The organism is Altererythrobacter sp. GH1-8 (genome assembly GCF_043702085.1).
Taxonomy (GTDB): domain Bacteria; phylum Pseudomonadota; class Alphaproteobacteria; order Sphingomonadales; family Sphingomonadaceae; genus Erythrobacter.
Window position 1 is genome coordinate 1,853,755 of sequence record NZ_CP171690.1, and the last position, 24,209, is coordinate 1,877,963.

Here is a 24,209-nt window from a genome sequence, read left to right on the forward strand (position 1 = left end):
GATGGTTACTTGACCCAGTCGAGCCCGATTTCCTCGAACAGTTCCTTGTCGTCGGCCCAGTTCTCGTTGACTTTGACGTGCAGGAACAGATGTACCTTCACGCCGAGGATTTCCGCCAGTTCGGTGCGTGCAGCTTCGCCGATCATCTTGATCCGGTTGCCGCCCTTGCCAAGCACGATCGGGCGCTGGCTCTCACGCCCCACCACGATCTGCTGGTGGATTTCTATACTGCCATCAGGGCGCTGCTGGTAAAGTTCTGGCCTGACTGCGGAGTCATAGGGCAATTCCTCGTGCAGCTGCTGGTAGAGCTGCTCACGCGTGATTTCCGCTGCCAGCAGGCGTTCGGACGCGTCAGAGACCTGGTCTTCGGGATAGTGCCACACCCCTTCAGGCATCAACTCTGCCAGCGCGGCCTTCATTTCCGGTACGCCATCGCCCGTCAGTGCCGAGATGAAATAGACCTCCGCAAAGTCGCCTTTAGCAGACAGTTCCTGAGCCAAGGCAAGCAGCGGTTCCTTCTTCGCCTTGTCGACCTTGTTCAAGACCAGGATCTTGCGCTCAGGCCGGTTCGCCAGCGTTTCGAGCAAGGGCTCCAGCTCGTGGCGGCGCTGCTTGATGGGATCGACCAGCAGGAGGACCGCATCGGCGGCTTCTGCGCCTTCCCATGCCGCGCTGACCATGGCCCGGTCGAGCCGCCTGCGCGGTGCGAAGATACCGGGTGTATCGACCAGGATCATCTGCGTATCCCCGTGCAATGCAATGCCAAGCATCCTCGCGCGTGTCGTCTGTGCCTTTGCGGAAGTAATCGCGACTTTCTGTCCGACGAGCTGGTTCACCAGAGTCGATTTGCCGGCATTGGGCGCGCCGAGGACGGCCACCACGCCGCAACGGGTCGAGGCGGTTTCGTTTGTCATCCAAACTTCTCCATGAACGCTTTCGCCGCGTGCTTTTCCGCTTCCTGCTTGCTCGATGCGGTTGCTTCCACCGCTCCGACATTGGGGACCTCGACCTTTACCGTGAAACGCGCTGCATGATCCGGTCCTGAGCGGCCTACCAGCGAATACTCTGGCGGTCGCCGCTGGTTTCCCGCGGCCCATTCCTGCAGCGCGCTTTTCGGGTGTTTGGCAGTCCCGGCGTCCCCTTCAAGCGCTTCGCGCCAAAGGCGGTGAATAAGAACGCGCGCGGCTTCAAAGCCATTTTCCTGAAATTGCGCGCCCAGCAGCGCTTCGATCACGTCGCCAAGGATGTTGTCACTGTCGCGTCCCCCATCGTCCTGCGCCTGTTTGGAAATGCGGATGTGCGGCGGAAGGCCTATCTTGCGCGCGATCTCTGCACACATTTCGCGGCTCACGAGAGCGTTCAGGCGCTGGGAAAGCCTGCCTTCGGGTGCATTGCTCCGGTCATAGAGCCAGTCAGCGATAACCAGTCCCAGAACGCGGTCGCCCAGAAATTCCAGCCTCTGATAGTCGCGCTTTTCGCCAGTGCTGCCATGGGTCATGGCCGTATGCCACAGTGCCTCTTCGCCAATGGCAAAGCCAGTCGCTTCAAGCCAGCTGCGGGTGTTCGGGGAGAGCTCGCTCACAGCAGACTGCCCATTCTGCCCCAGCGCGCCGCTGTAAACCAGGTCCACGGCTGGACCCATTCAGCGCTGCCATCGGTTGACCACATCATCACCGTTGCGCGCCCGACCAGATTGTCCTGCGGGACCATGCCAACACCGCCTCCTGCAGAGGCAGCAACGCGGCTGTCCTGGGAGTTGTCGCGATTGTCGCCCATCAGGAACAGCCGATCCTCCTGCACAATCCGGGGACCATAATCATCATTTGGACCGCGACCGAAGTCCAGCACCTCGTAGCTCACGCCATTGGGGAGCGTTTCGCGAAACCGTGCATAACGGCAAACGGCCTCGCCGTCTGAATTGGTTTCCTCGATCGCACCCCACGCGCAATCGGTGTTCGGCGATTGCGGAATGATGAAATCATCAATCCTCTCCTTCGGGATAGCCTGCCCGTTGAGGATGACCTGTCCGCTTCGCACCTCGATCGTGTCGCCGGGCAGACCGATCACGCGCTTGATATAATCGCTCCCGTCAATCGGATGCTTGAAGATCACGATGTCGCCGCGCTCCGGCTCGCTGGCGAGGACCCGTCCCGAAATGATGTTCAGGTTGAACGGCATCGAATATCTGGAGAAGCCATAGGGCCACTTTGCCGCCAGCAGGTAATCACCGTTCCAAAGGCGTGGCAGCATGCTTTCAGAAGGGATTGAAAAAGGAGAGAAAATGAAGCTGCGGAAGATCAGCACAACCAGTGCCAGCTTGAGCACGAATACACCAAAACTTGCCCAGCTTTCCTCGTCCTTCTCGTCAGGTGGCGCGCTTTCGGTGTCGGTTGGTTCAGGCACCACTCTGGCGCTCGAGCTTTCGCCTGAAGCAAGCACACGCGTACCCTCCGCATTCGGATCAGGGCGCCCGTCATTGCGTCCACTGCTCAAATTGACCGGCTTCTTGCGTGGGCGATCGATATCTTCGCTCTTTTCATCCATCGCTCAGCCCCCTACTCGCCTGTGCGTGAGCATGAAAAGGATTTTCGCATGATTTCGTCCATTTCCGCCGCTTGGGAGGCACTGCACGCCGCACCTGAGCAAACTCTGGCCGATCTGTTTGCCGATGCAGGCCGGGTTGAGGCCTTGTCGGGCCGGATCGAATGGGATGCGGATGGCGGGCCGGCCGGAATACTGTTCGACTGGTCGAAGACGCATTTGTCAGATGAATTGCTCGCCGGGTTCGAAGCGCTTGCGCAGGCTTGCGATTTTGCGGGCAAGCGCGAGGCGCTGCTGTCGGGCGCGAAAATCAACATAACCGAGGGCCGCGCGGCTGAGCATACAGCGCAGCGCGGGGTTGGGGCGGAGCCCTCGGTCGAAGAGGCGATGGCGCTCCATGCACGGATGCGGATGCTGGTCGAAGCGATCCATGAAGGCGCGTTGGGAGAGGTCAAGCACCTGATCCACATCGGGATTGGCGGATCAGCGCTTGGTCCGGCGCTCGCCGTCGATGCGCTCGCGCACGATCTCGCGCTGGTCGATGTCCATGTCGTCTCTAATATCGACGGTGTCGCGCTGGAGCAGGCTTTCGCGGCCTGCGATCCGGCAACCACCATGATTGCGGTCGCTTCCAAGACCTTCACCACAATCGAGACCATGACCAATGCGCATAGCGCGCTCAAATGGCTGGCCGACAATGGAGTGTCCGACCCGTCGGGCCGCGTTGTTGCGCTCACCGCGAGCCCGGAAAAGGCAGTGGAGTGGGGCGTGGACGAGACCCGCATCCTGCCTTTCAGCGAAAGCGTGGGCGGACGCTATTCGATCTGGTCCAGCATCGGATTCCCGGTCGCGCTTGCTGTGGGATGGGACGAGTTCGAGGCCATGCTGGCGGGGGCAAGGGCGGTGGATGAGCATTTCCGCGACACGGAAGGCCGCGCCAATCTGCCTTTGCGCGCTGCCTTTGCGGATCAGTACTATTCGCGGCTGCGCGGATGTCAGACGCGCGCCGTGTTTGCCTATGACGAGCGACTTTCGCTGTTCCCGGACTATCTTCAGCAGCTGGAGATGGAGAGCAATGGTAAGCGGGTGACCTCTCAAGGCGAGCCAGTCGATGGGCCAACCGCGGCCATCACCTGGGGCGGGGTCGGGACCGATGCGCAACACGCGGTGTTCCAGCTGCTCCATCAGGGCACGCATCTGGTGCCGGTGGACTTCATTGCGAGCATTGCGCCCGGCGATGCGCTTGATCCTGCGCATCACAACATCCTCTTGACCAATTGCTTTGCACAAGGGGCTGCGTTGATGGCGGGCGGGAACATGGCGACAGACGGCAAGGACCCGGCGCGCGCCTTTCCCGGCGACAGACCATCCGCGACCATGCTATGCGATGACTTGGACGGCGCGAACTTAGGCGCACTCATCGCTTTCCACGAGCATCGCACTTTCGCCAATGCGGTCCTGCTCGGCATCAACCCGTTTGATCAATTTGGCGTGGAGCTCGGCAAGAAGATGGCAAAAGACATCGAGGCAGGCGGCGGCGATTTCGACGCAAGCACAACCGCACTGCTAGCGAGGGCGGGGCTGGCCTGATGGATTTTCCCCTCATCTTCGCGATCAGCTGGGCCGTTATCCTTGGGCTTGGCGGAGGTGCCCTCACCAAGATCGGTGGCTGGTATTACGACCTCAAGAAACCAAGCTGGCAGCCGCCCGACTGGCTGTTCGGTCCGGCCTGGACTGTGATCCTCGGCCTTGCGGCATGGGCGTTTGTGCTGAGCTGGAATGGTGTGTCGAGCGATGCCGAGCGGACTCTGCTGATCGTCCTCTACATCATGAACGGGGTGTGCCATTTCCTGTGGTCGCCGCTGTTCTTCACACTCAAGCGCCCTGATTGGGCGCTGGTCGAAGTGCCTTTCCTGTGGGTCAGCGTGCTCTCGCTGGCGATATTCCTCCGCCAGTGGTCGGAGCTCGCGAGTTTGCTCATTCTGCCCTATCTTGCGTGGGTAAGTTTTGCCGCGATTCTCAACTGGAAAATCTGGCAGTTAAACCGGCCGTTCGGTCGTTGATCGCCGAATTCCTTTGACTTTTTGCGCTGCAGCATCCACATGGCGGTCATCGAAGCGCGCTAGCCAGCGTGAAGCGGCGGAATAACAACAACACCCGCCCCGGCCGCGCCTCGGATTATTTCAAGAGACTTCCCTATTCACGCGGGCGGTTCAAAACCACCGCGAGCGCGCGCCTATTGAGGCTGCGCGCCTTCGCAAATATTGCGAGTTCAATACTTTACATGACAATTACATTTGACAAGCTCGGGCTTTCGCAGCCCGTTCTTCAGGCCCTTGATATGAAGGGTTACACCGAGCCGACGCCAATCCAGGCGCAGGCCATTCCGCCCGTGCTGGAAGGCCGCGACCTGCTGGGCATCGCTCAGACCGGCACCGGCAAGACCGCAGCTTTCATGCTGCCGAGCATCGACCGTCTGCGCGAGAGCGACAACCGCATTCCGTTCAAGTCATGTCGCATGCTGGTGCTTGCGCCGACCCGAGAACTGGCAGCTCAGATTGCCATGTCCGCCAAGGACTATGGCGCACTTGCTGGGCTCAAAGTGCAATCGATTGTTGGCGGCACCAGCGTCAACAAGGACCGCAACAAACTGCACCGCGGCACCGATATTCTGGTGGCAACACCGGGCCGCCTGCTCGATCTGATCGATCAGAAGGCATTCAATCTCTCCGGAGTTGAAGTGCTGGTGCTCGATGAAGCGGACCAGATGCTCGACCTGGGCTTTATTCATGCCCTGCGCCGGATCAACGATCTGGTTCCCAAAGAGCGCCAGACGCTGTTCTTCAGCGCGACCATGCCCAAGGCGATCAAGGAGCTGGTCAGCGGCTATTGCAACAACCCGGTGCAAGTCTCCGTCACGCCCGCGGCAACTACGGCAGAGCGCGTTGACCAGTACCTGTTCATGGTTCAGGCGGACGAGAAGCAGGCGCTGCTCGAATTGATCCTGTCCGAGCGCCATCAGGTGCCTGGCAAGTTCGAGCGGGTGCTGATCTTTACCCGCACCAAGCACGGCGCGGATCGGATCGTTAAGAAGCTCTCGCAGATGGGCGTTCCTGCCAATGCGATCCACGGCAACAAGAGCCAGCCGCAGCGCGAGCGCGCCCTTTCGGAATTCAAGTCGGCGCGCACACCAATCCTCGTCGCGACCGACGTTGCCGCACGCGGAATCGATATTCCCGGCGTCAGCCATGTCATCAATTTCGAGCTGCCCAACGTGCCGGAGCAATATGTGCACCGGATCGGGCGCACCGCGCGAGCCGGCAAGGACGGGATTGCGATTGCGTTCTGCGCCGAAGACGAGCGGGCTTATCTCAAGGATATTCGCAAGAACACCGATGCTGAATTCGAACGGCTCGCATTGCCGGAGAACTTCCGTGCGGTGGTCGAAGGCGTTGGCCCAACCAAGCGTGAGCCTCCCAAACCGCGCCAGCGTGTGAAGCCGCGTCCGGCTGGCGGTCCTCGCCCGCAAGGCGAAGGCGAATTGCGCAAGGCCCCGCCTAAGCGCAAGCACCCTGGCCGAAAGGGCAAGCCGCAAGGTGCAAGGGCAGGCAGTTCAGCTGCGGGCCAGCCAGGCGACCGTTCCAGTGGTCGTCCTGGTGGAGGCAACCGTCGTCGCCGCGCGGCGAGATAACCTTTACGCTGATACCTGCGAATGCCTCCTGAAGTGTGCGTGAGCGGTTGCCCTTGCGGCTTCCGCTCGCCATATCGCGCAGGCAACAGGAGACAGCGCGCATGGCCGAATACGACTTTGACCTCTTCACGATAGGCGCCGGTTCTGGCGGTGTGCGCGCAAGCCGCATCGCTGCTGGACATGGCGCAAGGGTCGCTGTCGCAGAGGAATACCGGGTCGGCGGGACCTGCGTCATCCGAGGCTGCGTGCCGAAGAAGATGCTCGTCTATGGCGCGCATTTCGCCGAAGATATCGAGGACGCCAAGCGGTTTGGCTGGACGATTGAAGGCAAGAGCTTTGATTGGAAGGCCTTGCGCGACGTCGTACAGGCTGATGTCGATCGGCTTGAAGGTCTCTACGGTGAGACACTCTCAAATCATGATGTGGCCGTTTTCAACGAGCGCGCCGAAATCACAGGCGAACATGAAATCACGCTGGCCAGCGGCAAGGTTGTCACCGCGAAGTACGTTCTCGTCGCGACCGGCGCTCGTCCTCACCGGCTCGACTTTCCCGGCGCAGAACATGCGATCACGTCAAACGAGGCGTTTCACTTGGAGGAACTGCCGGAGAAGATCATCATCGCTGGCGGCGGCTATATCGCGAACGAGTTTGCCGGGATCTTCAACGAATTCGGCAGCAAGGTGTGCCTCGTCAATCGCGGCGACCAGCTCCTGCGCAGCTATGACGAAGCACTGCGCGACCGCTTGCTTCAGATCAGCCTGATGAAAGGCATCGACTTCAAGTTCAACACGGTCTTTGAAAGCATCGAGAAGCAGGACGATGGGAAGCTTCTGGTGAAGCTTTCCGGCGAAGAGCCGCAGGTCGTCGACCAGGTCATGTTCGCGACAGGACGCGTTCCGAACATTGAAGGGCTCGGGCTTGAGACTGTGGGCGTCGAAACCGGCAAGAACGGTGAAATCCTGGTCGATGAATTCTCGAAGACCAATGTGGATTACATCTATGCCGTCGGCGATGTGACCGACCGGGTTCAGCTCACGCCGGTTGCGATCCGCGAGGGCCACGCCTTTGCAGACAGCGTCTTTGGCAACAATCCGCGCACAGTCGATCACTCTTGCATTCCAAGCGCTGTGTTCAGCCACCCGCCGATCGCAGCGGTTGGCATGACGGAGGGCGAGGCGCGCAACCGGCTCGGCTCGGTCAAGATCTATCAATCCGACTTCCGCCCGATGAAGAACGTACTCGCCGGGCGGAACGAGCGCAGCCTGTTCAAGATGGTGTGCGATGCGGCCAATGACCGGATCGTGGGCATTCACATGATCGCGCCGGAAGCCGCAGAGATGATGCAGGCCGCAGCGATTGCCGTGAAAGCCGGGCTCACCAAGGCTGATTTTGACGCTACGACTGCCATCCATCCGACCATGGCGGAAGAACTCGTCCTGATGAAGTAATCGGTTCGCGGGGAGAGCGGCATGAAACTTGATGGCAAAACTATCCTACTCACTGGCGGCAGCGCCGGGATTGGCAAGGAACTTGCGCTGCAGTTGCGGGCGAAGGGCGCTGAAGTCGTCATAACCGGGCGCAATCCTGAGCGGCTGGCTGCGATGCGGGAAGAAGGTTTTGAGGCGATTGCAGCCGACCTCTCCAATGCGACCGGCGTTGACGCGTTGATCGCGGAATGGGGCCAGCGTCCGCTCGATATCCTCATCAACAATGCGGGCCAGCTGGTCGATCATGACTTTCGCAAAGCCGCGCCTGATCCCGATGCAGCGGACGATTGCATCTATGCCAATCTCAACGCGCCGATCCGGTTGACCGCTGGCCTGATGGAGCATCTGAAGGCGCGCCCAAAAGCGACTATCGTCAATGTCACCTCAGGCCTTGCGATTGCGCCTGCCGCCCGCACGCCGGTCTATTGCGCGACCAAGTCCGCCTTGCGGTTTTATACGCTCGGCCTGCGTGAGCAGCTCAAGGACACCAATATCCAGGTGATCGAGGCTTTGCCTCCGGTCGTCGACACGCAGATGAATGACGGCAATCCGATGAAGAAAATGCCCGCAGAAGAATGCGCGCGGCAGATCCTCGTCGCGATCGAGAAGTGCCGGGATGAAGCCAATATCGGCATGACCAAGGCGCTGCGGATCGCGGAATCGATCTCTCCCTCGCTCGCGAAAAACATCACGCTGCGCTTCTGATCACCAACCGGATAGGTCGCGCTTTTCGCCAACCTCTCACTTTTGTGACATTGACGCTGCGGCAATTCGCTGGCTAGGCGCATCCTGCATACGATTTCAAAGAACGCAGGGGGACAGATGTCCGCAAATATCGCTGAAATGGAACGCCGCCGCGCCGCCGCCAAGCTGGGCGGGGGGCAAAAGCGGATCGATGCGCAGCATGCCAAGGGCAAGCTGACCGCGCGCGAGCGGCTGGACGTGCTGCTCGACGAAGGCAGCTTTGAAGAGCTTGATGCCTATGTTGAGCATGACTGCGTCGACTTCGGCATGCAGGACCAGAAGATTCCGGGCGATGGCGTTGTTACCGGCTCAGGCACGATCAACGGCCGCCTCGTCTATGTTTTCAGCCAGGATTTCACGGTGTTCGGCGGCAGCCTCTCGAAACGCCATGCAGAGAAGATCTGCAAGGTGATGGAAACCGCGATGAAGGTCGGCGCGCCGGTGATCGGCCTCAACGACAGCGGCGGCGCGCGTATCCAGGAAGGCGTGGCTTCGCTTGGCGGCTATGCCGAGGTGTTTCAGCAGAACGTCCTCGCATCGGGCGTCGTACCGCAGATCAGCCTGATCATGGGGCCTTGCGCTGGCGGGGCAGTCTATTCACCAGCGATGACGGACTTCATCTTCATGGTGAAGGACAGCTCCTACATGTTCGTGACGGGCCCGGAAGTGGTCAAGACCGTGACGAACGAGGAAGTGACGCAGGAAGAGCTGGGCGGGGCAGTGACGCACACCACCAAGACCAGTGTCGCGGACATTGCGTTCGAGAATGATATCGAAGCGCTGATGGCGACGCGCGCTTTCTTCGATTACCTGCCGCTTTCGAACCGTGAGGCCGTGCCAGAGCGTCCGACCAGCGATCCGTGGGACCGGCAGGAAGACAGCCTCGACACGCTGATCCCGGACAATGCGAACCAGCCTTACGACATGCACGAGGTTATCCGCAAAGTGCTGGATGAAGGCGATTTCTTCGAAATCCAGCCCGCCCATGCGGCGAACATCATCTGCGGCTTTGGTCGGATCGAAGGGCGCACGGTGGGCGTGGTCGCGAACCAGCCGATGGTGCTGGCCGGCGTGCTCGACATCAACAGCTCGAAGAAAGCCGCGCGTTTTGTGCGCTTCTGCGATGCGTTCGAGATTCCGATCCTCACCTTCGTCGATGTGCCCGGCTTCCTGCCCGGCACCGCGCAGGAGCTGGGCGGCATCATCAAGCACGGTGCGAAGCTGCTGTTCGCCTATGCTGAGGCGACCGTGCCCAAGATCACCGTGATCACCCGCAAGGCCTATGGCGGGGCGTATGACGTGATGGCGTCAAAGCACCTGCGCGGGGACCTCAACTACGCCTGGCCGACGGCGGAGATCGCAGTGATGGGCGCGAAAGGCGCGGTGGAGATCATCTTCCGGCAGGATCGCGACGATCCGGACAAGATCGCCGAGAAGACGAAGGAATACGAAGACCGCTTCGCCAACCCCTTCGTGGCGGCGCAGCGCGGCTATATCGACGAGGTTATCTACCCGCACTCGACCCGGAAACGGGTTGCCTTGGGCCTGCGCAAGCTGCGCACCAAGCAGCTCGAAAACCCGTGGAAGAAGCATGACAACATTCCGTTGTAGGAGAATGATTTGAATGAGCAGTTGATTGGCGCTGGAATTGCGGTTGTCACTCTATTGATCGGTTGGTTTCTCGCTAGGTGGCGAGAGGACGAAAAAGATAGGAAGAGTCGGCGTCTGGAATCCTATGCGAACTTCATCGAGATTTGGGCGGTGTCTGAACGCTGGGATACTAGCGCATTGCTTGCGAGGTTTTTTGCCAATGAAACGCTCGACCAGAGTGAATTGAACTTGATTATGTTCCTAAAGGAACGCTTCGACAATGCCCATGCGAGACTCATGGTCTATGGATCTCCTAAAGTAATTAGTGCGTTGAGTGATTTGTATCGCATTCAAGATGTTGGGTTGAGTGAGGCAAAAAAGGGTGCCTACATCAAGTTGCTTGATGCCATGAGACAGGATGCAAATTCCGGTAAGCATGATGGATTTGGCTGTGACGTAGACAACATAATGTTGAGCGGACCTCTAGAACGTCGCCAAAAGCTTTTCGAGAAAGCAACGAGCGAGTTGAGGCAAAATGAAACTCGGTAGACTCAATCACAGCCGTCATTGCGAGGCGACGCAGTCGCCGCGGCAATCCAGAATCAGTGCGACCTGGATTGCGTCCCCCGGCTCGAGGCCGGGATCGCAATGACGAAACAGCCTTATGTCTACATCATGGCCAACAAACGGAACGGGGCACTGTATACAGGCGTAACATCGGACTTACCGCAAAGGACATGGCAGCACCGTGAAGGTGCAGCTGACGGGTTCACCAAGCGGTATGGTTGCAAATCTCTGGTCTGGTTCGAACGACATGAAACGATGGAAAGTGCGATCCTGCGGGAAAAGCAGATCAAGGCAGGAAGTCGGAAAGCGAAACTTAGACTCATCGAAGGAATAAACCCGGAATGGCGGGACTTGTTTGCGGAGAACGCACATGGATAGATTAACCGTCATTGCGAGCATCGCGAAGCAATCCAGCTCTGCTCTGACTGGATCGCGGCGTCGCCTGCGGCTCCTCGCGATGACGAATAAAGGACGAAGGAAATGAAACTCGGTAGACTCAATCACATCGGCGTGGTCGTGCCAGACATGGACCAAGCGGTGGCCTTCTGGCGCGATGTCATGGGCGCGACGAGCTTCCACGAGGCGGATGTCCCGCAGGATGGCTTGCACATCATATTTGTCGACACGCCCACCCATTCGACAAGCTCAGGGCAGGCCCACTCGGGAATGGATGGCACGCAGATGGAACTGATCCAGCCGCTCAACGAAGAAACGGCGGTCAGCGCATTCCTCGCCAAGAACCCGGCAGGCGGGCAGCATCATGTCTGTTTCGAAGTCCCCGATATCGAGGCCGCTCGCGCCGAATTCGAAGCGCAAGGCAAGCGCGTCCTCGGCCCGACCCGCATTGGCGCGCATGGCACACCCATTTTCTTCGTCCATCCCAAGGATATGGGCGGTATACTGACTGAGATATTGGAAACGCCCAAAGAGGGGCATTGATCAACAAACTCCTCTCCCCTTGAGGGGAGAGGTTGGGAGAGGGGTGTTCGACGCATGAAGGCTTGGAACCCCTCTCCAACTCCGGCTAGTCAGCCCTTCGACAGGCTCAGGACTGACAAGCCTTCGTATCCTCTCCCCGAACGGGGAGAGGGATTGGAAAGACTATGACAGACAAACCAACCCCCGAAGACTGGAAAGCCCTCGCTGACAAGGAAGTGAAGGGCCGCGACCTGACATGGCAAACGCCCGAGGGCTTTGCGATCAAGCCGCTTTACACCGCAGAGGACCATGCGGATTTCGATCCCGGCCTGCCCGGTTTCGCGCCCTTCACGCGCGGGGTGAAGGCGAGCATGTATGCAGGGCGCCCGTGGACCATTCGCCAATATGCGGGCTTCTCCACCGCCGAGGAATCGAACGCCTTCTACCGCCGCAACCTCGCTGCCGGGCAAAAGGGTCTGTCGGTCGCGTTCGACCTTGCGACGCACCGAGGATACGATTCCGATCACAAGCGCGTGGTCGGCGATGTCGGCAAGGCGGGCGTTGCGATCGATACGGTCAAGGACATGGAAATCCTGTTCGACCAGATTCCGCTCGATCAGATGTCCGTCTCCATGACGATGAACGGCGCGGTGATCCCTGTGCTCGCTTTCTTCATCGTCGCAGCGGAACGTCAGGGGGTTTCACAGGACAAGCTCGACGGGACCATCCAGAACGACATTCTGAAGGAGTTCATGGTCCGCAACACCTATATCTATCCGCCCGAACCTTCGATGCGGATCATTTCGGACATTATCGCATATACCAGCGCCAATATGCCGAAATTCAACAGCATTTCGATCTCGGGCTATCACATGCACGAGGCTGGCGCGACGGCGGTGCAGGAGCTCGCCTTCACCATTGCCGACGGCAAGGAATATGTGAAGCGCGCGATGGCGACGGGACTCGATATCGATGCCTTTGCAGGTCGGCTTTCGTTCTTCTTCGGCATCGGCATGAACTTCTTCATGGAGATCGCCAAACTGCGCGCCGCGCGTACTCTTTGGTACCGAGTAATGGACGATCTGGGCGCCAAGTCGGAGCGTTCCAAGATGCTGCGCACGCACTGCCAGACAAGCGGCGTGAGCTTGCAGGAGCAGGACCCCTACAACAACGTCATCCGCACCACGGTGGAAGCGATGGCCGCGACATTGGGCGGCACGCAATCGCTCCACACCAATGCTCTGGATGAAGCCATCGCGCTGCCGACGGATTTCTCCGCCCGCATTGCCCGCAACACGCAGCTGGTGCTGCAGGAGGAAAGCGGCATCTGCAACGTCGTCGATCCGCTCGGCGGCAGTCACTACATCGAAGCGCTCACTGCGACGCTCGTCGAGGAAGCGGAAAAGCTGATCGCCGAAGTCGACGAAGCGGGCGGCATGACCGCTTATGTCGATACCGGCGCGCCCAAGGCCGCGATTGAACGCGCGGCGGCGGAAAAGCAGACCAAGGTCGATCGCGGCGAGACGGTGATTGTTGGTGTCAACAAGTACCGCAAGGACAAGGAAGACCCGATCGAAACGCTCGACATTGACAACCACAAGGTGCGCGAAGGGCAGATCGCCCGCATTGCTGAGGTCAAGGCAGAGCGTGACGAAGAAGCCTGCCAGGCAGCACTTGCGGCTTTGCGCGAGGCAGCCGCGGCTGATGTAACAGCCGTCAATGAGGCGCTGCTGACGGGCCGGGACGAGAACGGTATTCCGCTTTCGCCGTCCAAACTGGGAGAGCTCGCGAAACAGGGCGAGACAAACTTGCTCGCCCGCGCGGTCGAAGCAGCGCGCCACGATGCGACTTTGGGCGAAATCTCTGCCGCGATGGAAGAGGTCTTCGGCCGCCATGACGCAACGCCCAAGCCCGTTAGCGGGGTCTACAAGACCGCATATGAGTTCGACCGGCGCTGGCAGCAGGTCACTGACGGTGTCGAAGCGGTTGCGCGCAGGCTCGAACGCAAACCGCGTATCCTCGTCGCCAAGATGGGGCAGGACGGGCATGATCGCGGCGCGAATGTGATCGCGAGCGCCTTCTCCGACATGGGCTTCGAAGTGATCTCAGGCCCGCTGTTCCAGACGCCGAAGGAGGCGGCTGCGCTCGCCTTGCAAAAGCAGGTCGATGTTGTCGGCGCTAGCTCGCTCGCGGCAGGTCACAAGACGCTGATCCCGGAACTGATTGCGATCCTGCGCGAAGCCGGACGGCCTGATATCAAGGTGACCGCTGGCGGGGTGATCCCGCCGCAAGACTATGATTTCCTTCGCGAAGCAGGGGTGCAGGGTATCTATGGCCCCGGCTCCAACGTGGTCGAATGCGCAGCCGATATACTGACGCTCCTCGGCCACAACATGCCGCCTGCGGATGATGATATGGACGAGGCAGCCGAATGACCAAGCGGCCCATCCTCTCGACCCTGCTGTATTGGGGCGTGATCGGCCTGATCCAGCTTTATCTCGCGGTGTCCTGCGGGTTTGGCGCGGGCTGGGACGAGGAAAGCCACCAGGCTATTGTGGAATGTCATTACCAAGCGAGCGTGCAGATGCAGGCGCTCAATTTCATCAGCATCGTGGTCTATTCAATCGGCGCAATCTGGGCGGTGAAATCGCTCAAGCGCAAGCAGCGAGGCGTTATGGACGAGGGCGCGGAGTGATCGAATTCGCGCTACTTTTGCTCACTCAACCCGGTCATCCATACGACCATCCACCGGGTTGTGAGGTAGATGCGCCAGTCCGTGATCCTGCGGTTTGCAAGCCTCTGTATGACGATGGTAAATTTGTCTTATACAGTATAGAAAGTGTCGCTCTGGGTACGAATGAGCAGATGGAAAATCTGCGACAGCAAACGAAGCATTGTAATGTCTCGAACCGCATTGATGGAGTCGGAACTCGCGTATTCGTCTATGATCTAATAAATGCAACTAGCGACAGCCGACGGTGCGTATTGGATTGGATTTCTGAGAATGCTCCTGAGCTCGAGTTTTCAGAGGAGAATCTGGACTCGTACTTTCCGGCATGAGCTCGAATGAATAAAAATTGATATTTACGCTCAAATCCGCGCCGGCTGGACTCGCGACGAAATTCCCTCCCGTTACCCTGAATTTGCTTCAGGGTCCATCTTGTGAAACTAACCGGCGCACCAAAGGAGAGAGGGATGCTGAAACAAGTTCAGCATGACTGTAGGCGGAAATGACCCTCGGCTTTTCCGTCGATGATTTGCTCCCCAAGGCGAGGGGCGGTGGGCAGCTCAGGATGGGCCTTGCCAAGCTCTCCGAGGACGAATGGCTCCAGCCCGAGCCTGACCTGGCCGCGCGCGAAGCGGCCTTCGCGGCCTTCCCACAAGGGGTTCAAGCGACACCAGAAGGGAGCCAAGCGGAGGCAGAACTCGCCGCGATGCTGGGTGTCGAGGGCGGGCTTCTGGAATGTGCAAAGGCCCATCACGAAGACATGTGCCTGCTCACGCTTGCACCCGGCGATGACCAGTATCGCCTGGTCGGCGCGGCGGTCGCCTGGCCCTCCGACTGGCATCCCAAGGACAAGATCGGTCTGCCGCTGCGCGCGCTTCATGCACCGATTGCCGGGTACGAGGAGCACCTTGCGACCGGCGTTGACCGTTTTATGGAAACGCTGAAAGCAGGCCAGATCTATGGCCGCTGCAACTGGTTCATCGCGCCTACCGGGGAACGCCGCTGGCTCGCCGATGCGCCGCCGCACGAAGCCTTCGCCCATGTCACCCCAGATAATGCGGGCGAAACGCTGTTCGTGCGTTCTGAACGCCAGACTTTGCGGCGCCTGCCTGAAACCGGCGCAATCCTGTTCGGCATCGGTGTTTATGTGACGCCCTATGGCGAGCTGTCGCAGGCCAACCAAGCCATGCTTGCTAGCGCGATTGAAAATCTCGTCGCAGGAGAGGGTGACCGGCGCGGCGCGCCCCATTATGCTGAAGCGTTGCTACGTTATCACGAGAGGAATCCCCAATGACCGATTACCGCCCGGAAACCCTCACCGTCCATGCAGGCTGCGAGCCTGATCCGGCCACCAATGCGCGGATCACGCCGATCTATCAGACAGCGAGCTATGTCTTCAACGATGCGGAGCACGCCGCGAACCTGTTCTCGCTGAAGGAATTCGGGAACATCTACACCCGCATCATGAACCCGACCAATGATGCGCTGGAAAAGAAGATCGCCGCGCTTGAAGGCGGTGTCGGCGCGCTGGGTGTTGCCTCCGGCCATGCCGCGCAGATGATCGCGTTTCACACGCTGATGGAGCCCGGCTGCAATATCGTGGCGGCGAAGAAGCTCTATGGCGGATCGCTCAACCAGATGGGCGAAGCGTTCAAGAAGTTCGGTTGGGAAACGCGCTTTGTCGATGCGGATGATCCAGCGAACGTCGCTGCGGCAATGGATGACAAGACGCGGGCGGTCTTTATCGAAAGCCTTGCGAACCCTGGCGGTGTGGTCAGCGACATTCAGGCGATTGCTGATGTCGCGCATGCTGGCGGAATTCCGCTGATTGTCGATAACACCATGGCGTCACCTGCGCTCTGCCGTCCGTTCGAACATGGCGCGGACATCGTGGTGCACTCGACCACCAAGTTCTTGAACGGTCACGGCAATGCGATTGGCGGCGTGATCGTCGATAGCGGCAAGTTCGACTGGAAGGCGCAGGGCGACAAGTACCCATCGCTCACGCAGCCCAACGGTTCTTATCACGGGGCGGTGCTGGTCGATGCGCTGGAGCCGATTGGCCCAATTGCGTTCATCATCGGCTGCCGAGTCCTCGGCCTACGCGATCTTGGCCCGGCCATGGCGCCGATGAACGCATTTCTGGCGCTCACCGGCATGGAGACGCTGCATCTGCGGATGGAGCGGCATTGCGCCAACGCGCTTGCCTTGGCTGAGTGGCTGAAACAGCAGCCGCAAGTCGCATGGGTCAGCTATGCCGGGCTCAGCGATGATCCGTACAATGCGCTCGCCAAGAAATATCTCGGCGGGAAGGGCGGCGCTGTGTTCACCTTTGGCCTCAAGGGCGGATATGACGCAGGGGTAAAGCTCGTCTCAAAAGTGAATTTGTTCAGCCACTTGGCGAACATTGGTGATACGCGTTCGCTGATCATCCATCCGGCATCGACAACGCACAGCCAGCTGTCCGAGGAAGAGCTGCTTTCGGCAGGCGCTGGTCCTGATGTGGTCCGCGTTTCTGTCGGGATCGAGTATATCGATGATATCAAGGCTGATCTGGCGCAGGCGCTCGCTTCATTGTGAGCGCCGCTGGTATGTCGCCTCCTTACAATGAGAACATGACGCTGCAGGTCTAAGGTCCTAATCATTGCAAATGGGGTCGCACCGGGTCGCGAGGGTAACTCAAGACAGGGGGACTACAACTATGCGTAAACTGATCTTGGCTGCAGCAGCCATTGGACTTGCGGTGCCTGCGGTACCGGCCTTCGCTGACGATCACGAGGAAGCCGACCGCCCACTCGCTGAAGTCGACTGGTACCGGATCAACATGATCAAGTGGAAACATGGCAAGGGCGACCGCGCGCATGAGATCATCGACATGTTCGAGAAGGTCGATGCCGCGCTGGGCCGCAATGACGTGATCGACTTGCACATGAACACAGGCGAATGGAACTCGATCGTGGCCTTCAAGATGAAGGACGGCATTCAGGGCATGGCCTATCAGCGGGCTCAAGGTCCCGATGAATGGGATGTCGAATTTGCCCGCCAGGTCGGTGGTGAAGACAAGGCCAAGGAGCTGACGGCAGAGTTCGATTCGCTGATTGCGGAAGAGCAGCGGCACATCGGCCACATCGATCATCCGCCCAAGAGCTGACTGGAACTGTCCGCCAGGCGAAAATCGATAGCTTGATATGGGCCTCTGAGGGCGGCATAGGCTTGCAAGCTTACGCAGCTTTCGGAGGCCCGATTTGTTTTCCAAGATCCTGATTGCCAATCGCGGCGAAATCGCTTGCCGCGTGATCAAGACCGCCAGGCGTATGGGTATCCAGACCGTTGCGGTCTATTCTGACGCGGACGCGCGCGCGCCCTTCGTGAAGATGGCGGACGAGGCTGTGCATATTGGCCCGGCACCTGCGGCGGAAAGTTACCTCATCGCGGATAAGATCATCGAGGCCTGCAAGCAGACGGGGGCAGAGGCGGTGCATCCGGGTTATGGTTTCCTGTCCGAGCGCGCGAGTTTTGTCGAAGCGCTGGAAAAGGAAGGGATCGCCTTCATCGGCCCGCCTGCGAGTGCGATCGCCGCCATGGGCGACAAGATCGAGTCGAAGAAGCTCGCCAAGGAAGCAGGCGTCAATGTCGTCCCCGGCTTTGTCGGCGAGATCAAGGATACCGACCATGCGGTAGAGATCAGCAATGACATCGGCTATCCGGTGATGATGAAGGCCAGCGCTGGCGGCGGGGGCAAGGGCATGCGCCTTGCCTACTCCGAGAAGGACGTGCGCGAAGGCTTTGAAAGCGTGAAGCGCGAAGGGCTCAATTCCTTTGGCGATGACCGCGTCTTTATCGAAAAATTCATTGAAGACCCGCGCCACATCGAGATCCAGATACTCGGGGACAAGCACGGCAAGGTTTTGTACCTGAACGAGCGCGAATGCTCGATCCAGCGCCGCCACCAGAAGGTGGTCGAGGAAGCGCCTTCGCCGTTTGTGACGCCAAAAATGCGCAAAGCGATGGGCGAGCAATGCGTCGCTTTGGCCGCAGCGGTGAATTACCATTCCGCTGGCACCGTCGAGCTGATCGTTTCCGGCGCGGACAAGACTGGCGAGAGCTTCTACTTCCTCGAAATGAACACCCGCCTGCAGGTCGAGCATCCGGTGACGGAAGCGATCACCGGCGTTGACCTGGTCGAGCAGATGATCCGCGTCGCGGCGGGCGAAAAGCTTGAGATGACGCAGGACGATATCGGGATCGACGGTTGGGCGATCGAAAACCGCGTTTATGCCGAAGACCCCTATCGCGGGTTCTTGCCTTCCACCGGGCGCCTGATCGAATACAAGCCGCCGCTCGAAGGCTGGACCGACGATGGCAGCGCCAATGGTCGCCGCGGCGTTGATGGCATTCGCGTCGATGACGGCGTTTATGAAGGCGGCGAAGTCTCCATGTTCTACGACCCGATGATCGCCAAGCTGATCACCTGGGGCAAGACCCGCGACGAAGCTGCAGACCTGCAGATCCAGGCGCTCGATGCCTTCCGGATCAAGGGGCTGGGGCACAATGTCGATTTCTTGAGCGCCATCATGCAGCACCCGCGCTTCCGCTCAGGCGAGCTTACGACCGGCTTTATCGCAGAGGAATACCCGGAAGGGTTCGAAGGCGCGGCCGCTTCTGACGAATTGAAGCGCGGGCTTGCAGCGATTGGCGGCGTCATTGCCACCGCAGACGCAGACCGCGCGCGGCGTGTAGACCAGCAGCTCGCAGACGAGATGTATGCTCCGGGCGACTGGGCGGTGCGGATCGGTTCGACTGAGGCGAGCGCGACCCATTACGAAGTTCGTCTGGAGGAGGACTCGATCCTCGTCGATGGCGAAGCTGTCGATTGCAGCTTTGAGTACACGCCGGGCGAGACAATGGTCGATGTCGAGCTGGACGGCGAAGCGCTGACGATCCAGCTTGCGCCGACGCGCACCGGCTATGTCATCACCACCCGCGGGGCCAGCCACGAGCTGCGCATTCTGCCGCAACGGATCGCGCATCTGGCCCAGCACATGATTGAGAAAGAGCCGCCTGATCTCTCCAAGATGCTGATCTGCCCGATGCCCGGTCTGCTGGTGAAGCTGCATGTGGCAGAGGGGGACGAAGTCCAGCCCGGTCAGCCGCTTGCGACCGTGGAAGCGATGAAGATGGAGAACATCCTGCGCGCGGAGAAGCAGACCGTGGTGACGAAGGTCAACGCCGCTGAAGGCGACAGCCTCGCGGTTGATGCGGTAATCCTGGAGCTAGAGTAGTTCCCGGTTCAGGCCAGCAATTGCTCATCGAGAAACGCTGCGATGTCGGCTAGTTCGACATCCTTGGCGAGATAGGCATCGCCAATGCCGCGCAAGAGGATGAACGGCAGAGTGCCCGCGTCCATCTTCTTGTCGTGGAGCATGTGATTGGCAAGTTTCTGTCCGTCGCATTTGAGGCTGAGGCCAGCCAGTTCTGAAGGCAGGCCGCCTCCCGAAACAGCGCGGGCAACGCGTTCTGCCTCGTCTTTGGAAATCTCACCTCGCCGCGCGGAATATCGCGCTGCCAGCACCATTCCCAGCGCAACCGCCTCTCCGTGCAGAAGGGTGTCAGAGAACCCCGTCTCCGCTTCCAGCGCGTGTCCGAACGTATGGCCGAGATTGAGCAGGGCGCGAGCGCCCGTCGTCTCGCGCTCGTCCTTGGCCACGATGCGTGCCTTGGCGGCGACACTGCGTGCGACGGCCATTTCCAGCGCTTCGGGCTCTCTTGCAAGGACACGTGGCCCCATGCTTTCGAGCCAAGCGAAGAATTCCGCATCGCCCAGCACACCGTATTTGAGCACTTCGGCATACCCTGCGCGCATTTCCCGCGCCGGAAGGGTTTCGAGCGCTGACAGGTCAGCCAGCACGAGAGATGGCTGATGGAAGGCTCCGATCAGGTTCTTGCCGGCGCCGGTGTTGATTGCGGTCTTGCCGCCAACGCTCGAATCGACCTGCGCGAGCAAGGTCGTAGGGATCTGCACGAAGCCGCAGCCGCGCTTGAGGATCGAGCAGGCAAAGCCGGTCAGGTCACCGACCACTCCGCCGCCAAGTGCAATGACATGATCGCCGCGCTCCACCCCTTCGGCGAGCAGCCAGTCGGTGAGCGACTCAAGTCCATGCCAGCTTTTCGCGCCTTCACCCGGTGAGACCACATGCCAACTGGCTTCATGCCCGCTTGCGTCAAGCGCATCTTCAACCGCACGGCGCCAGAATGCCGCGACGTTGGTGTCCGTGACCAAGGGCACGCGTTTCTTGCGGAGAAAGGCGCCGGCCTCTTCGCCAATCTGATCAATCAGTCCGCGCGCAATCCGCACCTCATATTCTCGGCCAGCAAGAGCGACGGGGATCATAGCCACGAGTCGAGTTCCTTCAGGATTGCATCCACTGTGCGCATATGCGGTCCATCGCTGGATACAACCTTGATTTGAGCTTCCGCATAGAAGGGCCGACGCTGTTCCAGCAGGCGGCCGAGGATTTCTGCCGGGTCGCCATTGCGCAGCAGCGGACGGGTGTTGCGGCGGCCGGTACGCTCCACCAGCGTATCAAGCTCCGCATCGATCCACACCGCGACTGCCTTGTCGAGGATCAGGGCGCGGGTCTCCGGGTCGGCAAACGCGCCGCCGCCTGTTGCGATCACTCCGGTGCCTTCTTCAACCAGGCGAGCGATGACGCGGCGTTCGCCGTCCCGGAAGTAAGCCTCTCCAAATTCGTCGAAAATTTCTGCAATGCTGCGTTGCGCAGCTTCTTCGATGGCATCATCGGCGTCCTGAAAATCGCGCTGCAACGCGCTTGCCAGACGTCTGCCCACGGTCGATTTTCCCACTCCCATCAGCCCAACCAGCACCAACGGACGGTCCAGTCGCCGCGCAATGTCAGCGATCTGCGATGAACTGAGGGAAGTGTTGTCGGCAGTCATTGCCGTTCTGCCTAGAGATGGGGTAGAGCGGGCGCAATATGGTGCGTCATCAAAACCGCATACTACCGATGGAAGGGCGCGCGCGCATTGCGCGCAACAAGCGTCGCTTTGCGCTATGGGCGGGCGGGCTGGTCTGCGTTGCGCTTGTGATTGCGTATATCGACGGCGGAGAAGAGCCGCTTCGACCGATCAGTCAGCCAGTTGAATTGCCGGAGAGCAGGGGATGAGCCGAAACAGGGCTACTTGGATTGGAGCGTCAGCGGGAGCAGTTCTCGCCCTTTGTGCGGGCATTGCACTCGCGCAGGATGCTCCGGAATCGCTGTTGCCGCCCGGGTTCGATGATCCGGCCCCGCCGTCCCGGCCCATACCGGCGCCAACAGCCACGACGCGGCCGGTTGAGCCTCGCCCAGGGGACGCGCAATCAGGCGCTGTCGTTCAGCCGCTTCCCGATTTGCCTGAAATTCCCGGCTTTGGCGATATCGACACCTCCAACCTGCCCTCGATCGAACAGCTGGAAGCTATGTCTACGGACGAGCTTGATCAGTTGCTCGGACTGACTCCCAATTTCGATATCCCTCCCGCTGCCCGGCGTGCGATGACCAGGGTTGGCGTGATTGACTCGTCGGAGGGCGGGTTGCCATCGCGTTCCCTTGCGCGGCAGCCTGCCGGTCTGCTTCGGGCGATCTTGCGGGGCACCGATGGCCCGGTTGTTTCGCGCTGGGGGCATATCCTCCTGCGCCGGGCATTAGCGAGCAGACTTGCTGCACCAGACGGAATGGACCCAGTCGAATTTGCAACTCTGAGAGCGCGCGCGCTCAACGCGATGGGGGAACATGCAGCCGCCCGCGCGCTGGTTCAGGATGTTGATACGACCAACTGGAATGATGCGCTGACCGATCAGGCGATCACCGCCTATGTTGCAACCTCTGACATAGTCGGGGCCTGCCCCGCGGTCCGGCTCCAAGGTTCGCGAGAAGGCGACGGTCGCTGGACCATGCTGCAGGCCATTTGCAATGCCTATGCGGGGGAAGGTGCAAGAGCAGGGGCGGAACTGGATCGCGCTTTGCGGTCTGAAGCTGCAGAGCGGATCGATGTGCTCCTCGCGCAGCGCTATGCTGGCGCAGCGGGCAATGGCCGGCGAGCGGTGGACATTGAATGGGACGAGGTCGAAGAACTCAATCCGTGGCGGTTTGCACTGGCCAATGCCGTGGGCGAGGAGGTGCCGCAGAACTTGCGGGATGGTGCGGGACCGTATTACCAGCGGCTCTGGGCAACCGGAGCGATGTTGCCGCTTGATCTTCGGGCGCAAGGGGCGGACCGGGCTGCGCGGGAAGGCATCCTGTCGTCAACTGCGATGGTTGACCTCTACAGCCAGATTTATGCTGACAACCGGATCGAGGGCGATGCAGCGGCGCGCGCAATTGCCCTGCGCAACGCTTATGTTGACCCGAATCCGCGAGAGCGTTTGGCTGCGCTGCGGGAACTATGGGGCGGAAATACAGCAAGCGATTATGGGCGCTACGTCCTGACCGCCTTTGCCGCTGCACGCTTCGCGCCGTCAGAGGATTTCGCCGATGAAGCTGCTCCTCTGATCGGCTCGATGCTTTCGGCAGGACTTGATCGCGACGCCATGGCTTGGGCCGGGCTCGTCAGTGCGGATAGCGCGGCGGGCGCGATGCTCAGCCTCGCGCGTCCGGGTCAGGTGGTGATGGATCGCGACTCGGTTGATGGCTTCATCGACGATGACAGCAGCGCCGGTTATCGCCGGTCGGCCTTGTATCTGGCTGGTCTTGCCGGACTTGGCCGGATCGATCGGGAAGACCTTGACGACTTCAGTGGCCGCATTGAACTTGATCTGGCCCGAGAAAACGCATGGACCCGCATGATCCGCAAGGCAGCTGCGGTGGACAACGTGACGCTTGTCGCCATGCTGGCAGGGCTGGGGATGCAAGGTGAGGGGTGGGACAAGATGACCCCGCTCCATCTCTATCACATTGTGTCTGCCCTAAATCGCGTTGGCCTTGATAGTGAAGCGCGCATGATTGCTGCGGAAGCGATCGCACGGGGCTGAACTGCCGGGCCGTGCGTCGGGGAGAGAGGCGATGTCTGTCGCAACCAATGCCTTTCTCGATATGCTGGCGGCGGAGCGAGGCGCTGCGGCCAATACGCTTGCTGCCTATCGCCGTGATCTCGATGGTGCGGAAGAGGCGATTGGTGATCTCGCCAGCGTTTCACGCGAGGATGTAGCGCGGCTTTCGGCTGTCTGGTCAGGGCTGGCGCCCTCAACCGTCCAGCGCAAGTCGAGCGCCTTGAGGCAGTTCTTCGGTTTTGCGCTGGAGGAAAACTGGCGCATGGATGATCCTTCGGGTGCCTTGCCCAAGCCAGCCGCGCGGCGTCCTTTGCCCAAAGTGTTGAGCCACGATGAGATCGAACGGCTTTTCTCAACAGCAGAGGATGAGGCGGCGAGCGATCGTCCCGCGGCAGTAAGAATGCTCGCTCTGCTTGAGCTGCTGTATGGCTCGGGCCTTCGCGCGACCGAGCTCGTTTCGCTGCCCTTGGCAGCCGTGCCGCGCGACGCGCCGTTTGTTACCGTCATGGGTAAAGGCGGGCAGGCGCGCATGGTGCCTGTGAGCGAGCGAGCCCGCGAAGCGCTCTCTCGCTGGCTAAAAGTACGCCAAGAGACTGATTCAAAGTTTCTTTTTCCGTCCCGATCGAAATATCTCAGCCGCGTGAGACTGTTTCAGATGTTGAAGGAGCTGGCGGTCCGGGCCGATATTTCGCCAGAGCGGATCAGCCCGCATGTGCTGCGCCATGCCTTTGCAACGCATCTGCTGGAGGGCGGGGCGGACCTGCGCGTCTTGCAAACCCTGCTTGGCCATGCCGATATTGCGACCACGCAAATCTACACCCATGTCGATGCAGCGCGGCTGGTCGCATTGGTGAATGCGCGGCATCCCCTTGCCCAGACGCGCACATCCGACTAGCG

At 60.1% G+C, this 24,209-nt stretch carries 23 protein-coding genes; 18 read left to right on the forward strand and 5 right to left on the reverse strand.

The window, feature by feature from the left end; translation table 11 throughout:
* Positions 1 to 5: 5 nt before the first annotated feature.
* The 3 genes from era to lepB are packed head-to-tail and all read right to left on the reverse strand — an operon-like array spanning position 6 to position 2,544.
* Positions 6 to 914 carry a GTPase Era gene (era, locus tag ACG9DO_RS09025; protein ID WP_394727117.1) on the reverse strand — a complete coding sequence of 303 codons (909 nt, stop codon included), beginning with the start codon at positions 912 to 914 and terminating at the stop codon, positions 6 to 8.
* Positions 911 to 1,582 carry a ribonuclease III gene (gene rnc / locus ACG9DO_RS09030; RefSeq protein ID WP_394727119.1) on the reverse strand — a complete coding sequence of 224 codons (672 nt, stop codon included), beginning with the start codon at positions 1,580 to 1,582 and terminating at the stop codon, positions 911 to 913. The genes era and rnc overlap by 4 nt, the downstream gene beginning before the upstream one ends.
* Positions 1,579 to 2,544, reverse strand: a complete 966-nt coding sequence (lepB, locus tag ACG9DO_RS09035) for a signal peptidase I (protein WP_394727121.1) — start codon at positions 2,542 to 2,544, stop codon at positions 1,579 to 1,581. Before lepB ends, rnc begins: the two co-directional genes overlap by 4 nt.
* A gap of 48 nt (positions 2,545 to 2,592) precedes the next feature.
* Between lepB and pgi the strand changes: the two genes are divergently transcribed.
* The 15 genes from pgi (at position 2,593) to ACG9DO_RS09110 (ending at position 19,548) form a co-directional block, all read left to right on the forward strand.
* Complete coding sequence (pgi, locus tag ACG9DO_RS09040; RefSeq protein ID WP_394727123.1) at positions 2,593 to 4,131, forward strand: glucose-6-phosphate isomerase; 1,539 nt, start codon at positions 2,593 to 2,595, stop codon at positions 4,129 to 4,131.
* A complete protein-coding gene (locus ACG9DO_RS09045) occupies positions 4,131 to 4,604 on the forward strand; it encodes a TspO/MBR family protein (RefSeq protein ID WP_394727124.1) in 474 nt (157 codons plus the stop codon). Before pgi ends, ACG9DO_RS09045 begins: the two co-directional genes overlap by 1 nt.
* A 221-nt stretch (positions 4,605 to 4,825) precedes the next feature.
* On the forward strand, positions 4,826 to 6,232 hold the full coding sequence (locus ACG9DO_RS09050) for a DEAD/DEAH box helicase (protein WP_394727126.1): 1,407 nt from the start codon (positions 4,826 to 4,828) through the stop codon (positions 6,230 to 6,232).
* 101 nt (positions 6,233 to 6,333) lie between these two features.
* The gene (gene gor, locus ACG9DO_RS09055) at positions 6,334 to 7,680 is read left to right on the forward strand and encodes a glutathione-disulfide reductase (RefSeq protein WP_394727128.1); all 1,347 of its coding nucleotides are present in this window, start codon (positions 6,334 to 6,336) and stop codon (positions 7,678 to 7,680) included.
* A 21-nt stretch (positions 7,681 to 7,701) separates the two neighbouring features.
* Positions 7,702 to 8,424: an SDR family oxidoreductase gene (locus tag ACG9DO_RS09060; RefSeq protein ID WP_394727130.1), complete on the forward strand. Its 723-nt coding sequence runs from the start codon at positions 7,702 to 7,704 to the stop codon at positions 8,422 to 8,424.
* A 117-nt stretch (positions 8,425 to 8,541) separates the two neighbouring features.
* Entirely contained in the window at positions 8,542 to 10,074 is a 1,533-nt protein-coding gene (locus ACG9DO_RS09065; protein WP_394727132.1) for an acyl-CoA carboxylase subunit beta, read from the forward strand.
* Between the two features lie 9 nt (positions 10,075 to 10,083).
* Complete coding sequence (locus tag ACG9DO_RS09070) at positions 10,084 to 10,602, forward strand: hypothetical protein (protein ID WP_394727134.1); 519 nt, start codon at positions 10,084 to 10,086, stop codon at positions 10,600 to 10,602.
* A 99-nt stretch (positions 10,603 to 10,701) separates the two neighbouring features.
* Positions 10,702 to 10,998 (forward strand): GIY-YIG nuclease family protein, encoded by a 297-nt coding sequence (locus ACG9DO_RS09075; RefSeq protein WP_394727136.1) that lies wholly within the window; start codon positions 10,702 to 10,704, stop codon positions 10,996 to 10,998.
* A 102-nt stretch (positions 10,999 to 11,100) separates the two neighbouring features.
* Positions 11,101 to 11,559 (forward strand): methylmalonyl-CoA epimerase, encoded by a 459-nt coding sequence (gene mce, locus ACG9DO_RS09080; RefSeq protein ID WP_394727138.1) that lies wholly within the window; start codon positions 11,101 to 11,103, stop codon positions 11,557 to 11,559.
* 164 nt (positions 11,560 to 11,723) lie between these two features.
* Positions 11,724 to 13,973 carry a methylmalonyl-CoA mutase gene (gene scpA / locus ACG9DO_RS09085; RefSeq protein WP_394727140.1) on the forward strand — a complete coding sequence of 750 codons (2,250 nt, stop codon included), beginning with the start codon at positions 11,724 to 11,726 and terminating at the stop codon, positions 13,971 to 13,973.
* Entirely contained in the window at positions 13,970 to 14,233 is a 264-nt protein-coding gene (locus ACG9DO_RS09090) for a hypothetical protein (RefSeq protein ID WP_394727142.1), read from the forward strand. Before scpA ends, ACG9DO_RS09090 begins: the two co-directional genes overlap by 4 nt.
* Before the next feature lie 535 nt (positions 14,234 to 14,768).
* A complete protein-coding gene (locus tag ACG9DO_RS09095) occupies positions 14,769 to 15,560 on the forward strand; it encodes a heme-dependent oxidative N-demethylase family protein (RefSeq protein ID WP_394727144.1) in 792 nt (263 codons plus the stop codon).
* A complete protein-coding gene (locus tag ACG9DO_RS09100) occupies positions 15,557 to 16,846 on the forward strand; it encodes an O-acetylhomoserine aminocarboxypropyltransferase (RefSeq protein WP_394727146.1) in 1,290 nt (429 codons plus the stop codon). The genes ACG9DO_RS09095 and ACG9DO_RS09100 overlap by 4 nt, the downstream gene beginning before the upstream one ends.
* 121 nt (positions 16,847 to 16,967) lie before the next feature.
* The gene (locus tag ACG9DO_RS09105) at positions 16,968 to 17,417 is read left to right on the forward strand and encodes a hypothetical protein (protein WP_394727148.1); all 450 of its coding nucleotides are present in this window, start codon (positions 16,968 to 16,970) and stop codon (positions 17,415 to 17,417) included.
* A gap of 94 nt (positions 17,418 to 17,511) precedes the next feature.
* A complete protein-coding gene (locus ACG9DO_RS09110; protein ID WP_394727150.1) occupies positions 17,512 to 19,548 on the forward strand; it encodes a biotin carboxylase N-terminal domain-containing protein in 2,037 nt (678 codons plus the stop codon).
* 8 nt (positions 19,549 to 19,556) lie between these two features.
* On the opposite strand, the gene aroB is transcribed toward ACG9DO_RS09110, so the two are convergent.
* Together aroB and ACG9DO_RS09120 are read right to left on the reverse strand one after the other, a co-directional pair.
* On the reverse strand, positions 19,557 to 20,663 hold the full coding sequence (gene aroB / locus ACG9DO_RS09115) for a 3-dehydroquinate synthase (protein ID WP_394727152.1): 1,107 nt from the start codon (positions 20,661 to 20,663) through the stop codon (positions 19,557 to 19,559).
* Positions 20,654 to 21,223, reverse strand: coding sequence for a shikimate kinase (locus tag ACG9DO_RS09120; protein WP_394727154.1), 570 nt, complete (start codon positions 21,221 to 21,223; stop codon positions 20,654 to 20,656). Before ACG9DO_RS09120 ends, aroB begins: the two co-directional genes overlap by 10 nt.
* A gap of 38 nt (positions 21,224 to 21,261) precedes the next feature.
* Here ACG9DO_RS09120 and ACG9DO_RS09125 point away from each other — a divergent pair, with 38 nt between their 5' ends.
* From ACG9DO_RS09125 to ACG9DO_RS09135, 3 genes are read left to right on the forward strand one after another with little or no spacing between them, the layout of a single operon-like run.
* Positions 21,262 to 21,450 carry a hypothetical protein gene (locus ACG9DO_RS09125; RefSeq protein ID WP_394727156.1) on the forward strand — a complete coding sequence of 63 codons (189 nt, stop codon included), beginning with the start codon at positions 21,262 to 21,264 and terminating at the stop codon, positions 21,448 to 21,450.
* Positions 21,447 to 23,294, forward strand: a complete 1,848-nt coding sequence (locus ACG9DO_RS09130; RefSeq protein ID WP_394727158.1) for a hypothetical protein — start codon at positions 21,447 to 21,449, stop codon at positions 23,292 to 23,294. The genes ACG9DO_RS09125 and ACG9DO_RS09130 overlap by 4 nt, the downstream gene beginning before the upstream one ends.
* Before the next feature lie 31 nt (positions 23,295 to 23,325).
* Positions 23,326 to 24,207: a tyrosine recombinase gene (locus ACG9DO_RS09135; RefSeq protein ID WP_394727160.1), complete on the forward strand. Its 882-nt coding sequence runs from the start codon at positions 23,326 to 23,328 to the stop codon at positions 24,205 to 24,207.
* Positions 24,208 to 24,209: the final 2 nt, after the last annotated feature.

What these genes read in the sequence shown, in the direction of transcription:
- ACG9DO_RS09100 (WP_394727146.1), top strand. Translation starts at nt 15,557, where the DNA reads ATGACCGATTACCGCCCGGAAACCCTCACCGTCCATGCAGGCTGCGAG.
- scpA (WP_394727140.1), top strand. Translation starts at nt 11,724, where the DNA reads ATGACAGACAAACCAACCCCCGAAGACTGGAAAGCCCTCGCTGACAAG.
- ACG9DO_RS09065 (WP_394727132.1), top strand. Translation starts at nt 8,542, where the DNA reads ATGTCCGCAAATATCGCTGAAATGGAACGCCGCCGCGCCGCCGCCAAG.
- ACG9DO_RS09075 (WP_394727136.1), top strand. Translation starts at nt 10,702, where the DNA reads ATGACGAAACAGCCTTATGTCTACATCATGGCCAACAAACGGAACGGG.
- ACG9DO_RS09095 (WP_394727144.1), top strand. Translation starts at nt 14,769, where the DNA reads ATGACCCTCGGCTTTTCCGTCGATGATTTGCTCCCCAAGGCGAGGGGC.
- ACG9DO_RS09045 (WP_394727124.1), top strand. Translation starts at nt 4,131, where the DNA reads ATGGATTTTCCCCTCATCTTCGCGATCAGCTGGGCCGTTATCCTTGGG.
- ACG9DO_RS09090 (WP_394727142.1), top strand. Translation starts at nt 13,970, where the DNA reads ATGACCAAGCGGCCCATCCTCTCGACCCTGCTGTATTGGGGCGTGATC.
- lepB (WP_394727121.1), bottom strand. Translation starts at nt 2,544, where the DNA reads ATGGATGAAAAGAGCGAAGATATCGATCGCCCACGCAAGAAGCCGGTC.
- ACG9DO_RS09135 (WP_394727160.1), top strand. Translation starts at nt 23,326, where the DNA reads ATGTCTGTCGCAACCAATGCCTTTCTCGATATGCTGGCGGCGGAGCGA.
- ACG9DO_RS09125 (WP_394727156.1), top strand. Translation starts at nt 21,262, where the DNA reads ATGGTGCGTCATCAAAACCGCATACTACCGATGGAAGGGCGCGCGCGC.
- pgi (WP_394727123.1), top strand. Translation starts at nt 2,593, where the DNA reads ATGATTTCGTCCATTTCCGCCGCTTGGGAGGCACTGCACGCCGCACCT.
- ACG9DO_RS09120 (WP_394727154.1), bottom strand. Translation starts at nt 21,223, where the DNA reads ATGACTGCCGACAACACTTCCCTCAGTTCATCGCAGATCGCTGACATT.
- gor (WP_394727128.1), top strand. Translation starts at nt 6,334, where the DNA reads ATGGCCGAATACGACTTTGACCTCTTCACGATAGGCGCCGGTTCTGGC.
- ACG9DO_RS09060 (WP_394727130.1), top strand. Translation starts at nt 7,702, where the DNA reads ATGAAACTTGATGGCAAAACTATCCTACTCACTGGCGGCAGCGCCGGG.
- ACG9DO_RS09105 (WP_394727148.1), top strand. Translation starts at nt 16,968, where the DNA reads ATGCGTAAACTGATCTTGGCTGCAGCAGCCATTGGACTTGCGGTGCCT.
- era (WP_394727117.1), bottom strand. Translation starts at nt 914, where the DNA reads ATGACAAACGAAACCGCCTCGACCCGTTGCGGCGTGGTGGCCGTCCTC.
- mce (WP_394727138.1), top strand. Translation starts at nt 11,101, where the DNA reads ATGAAACTCGGTAGACTCAATCACATCGGCGTGGTCGTGCCAGACATG.
- ACG9DO_RS09130 (WP_394727158.1), top strand. Translation starts at nt 21,447, where the DNA reads ATGAGCCGAAACAGGGCTACTTGGATTGGAGCGTCAGCGGGAGCAGTT.
- ACG9DO_RS09050 (WP_394727126.1), top strand. Translation starts at nt 4,826, where the DNA reads ATGACAATTACATTTGACAAGCTCGGGCTTTCGCAGCCCGTTCTTCAG.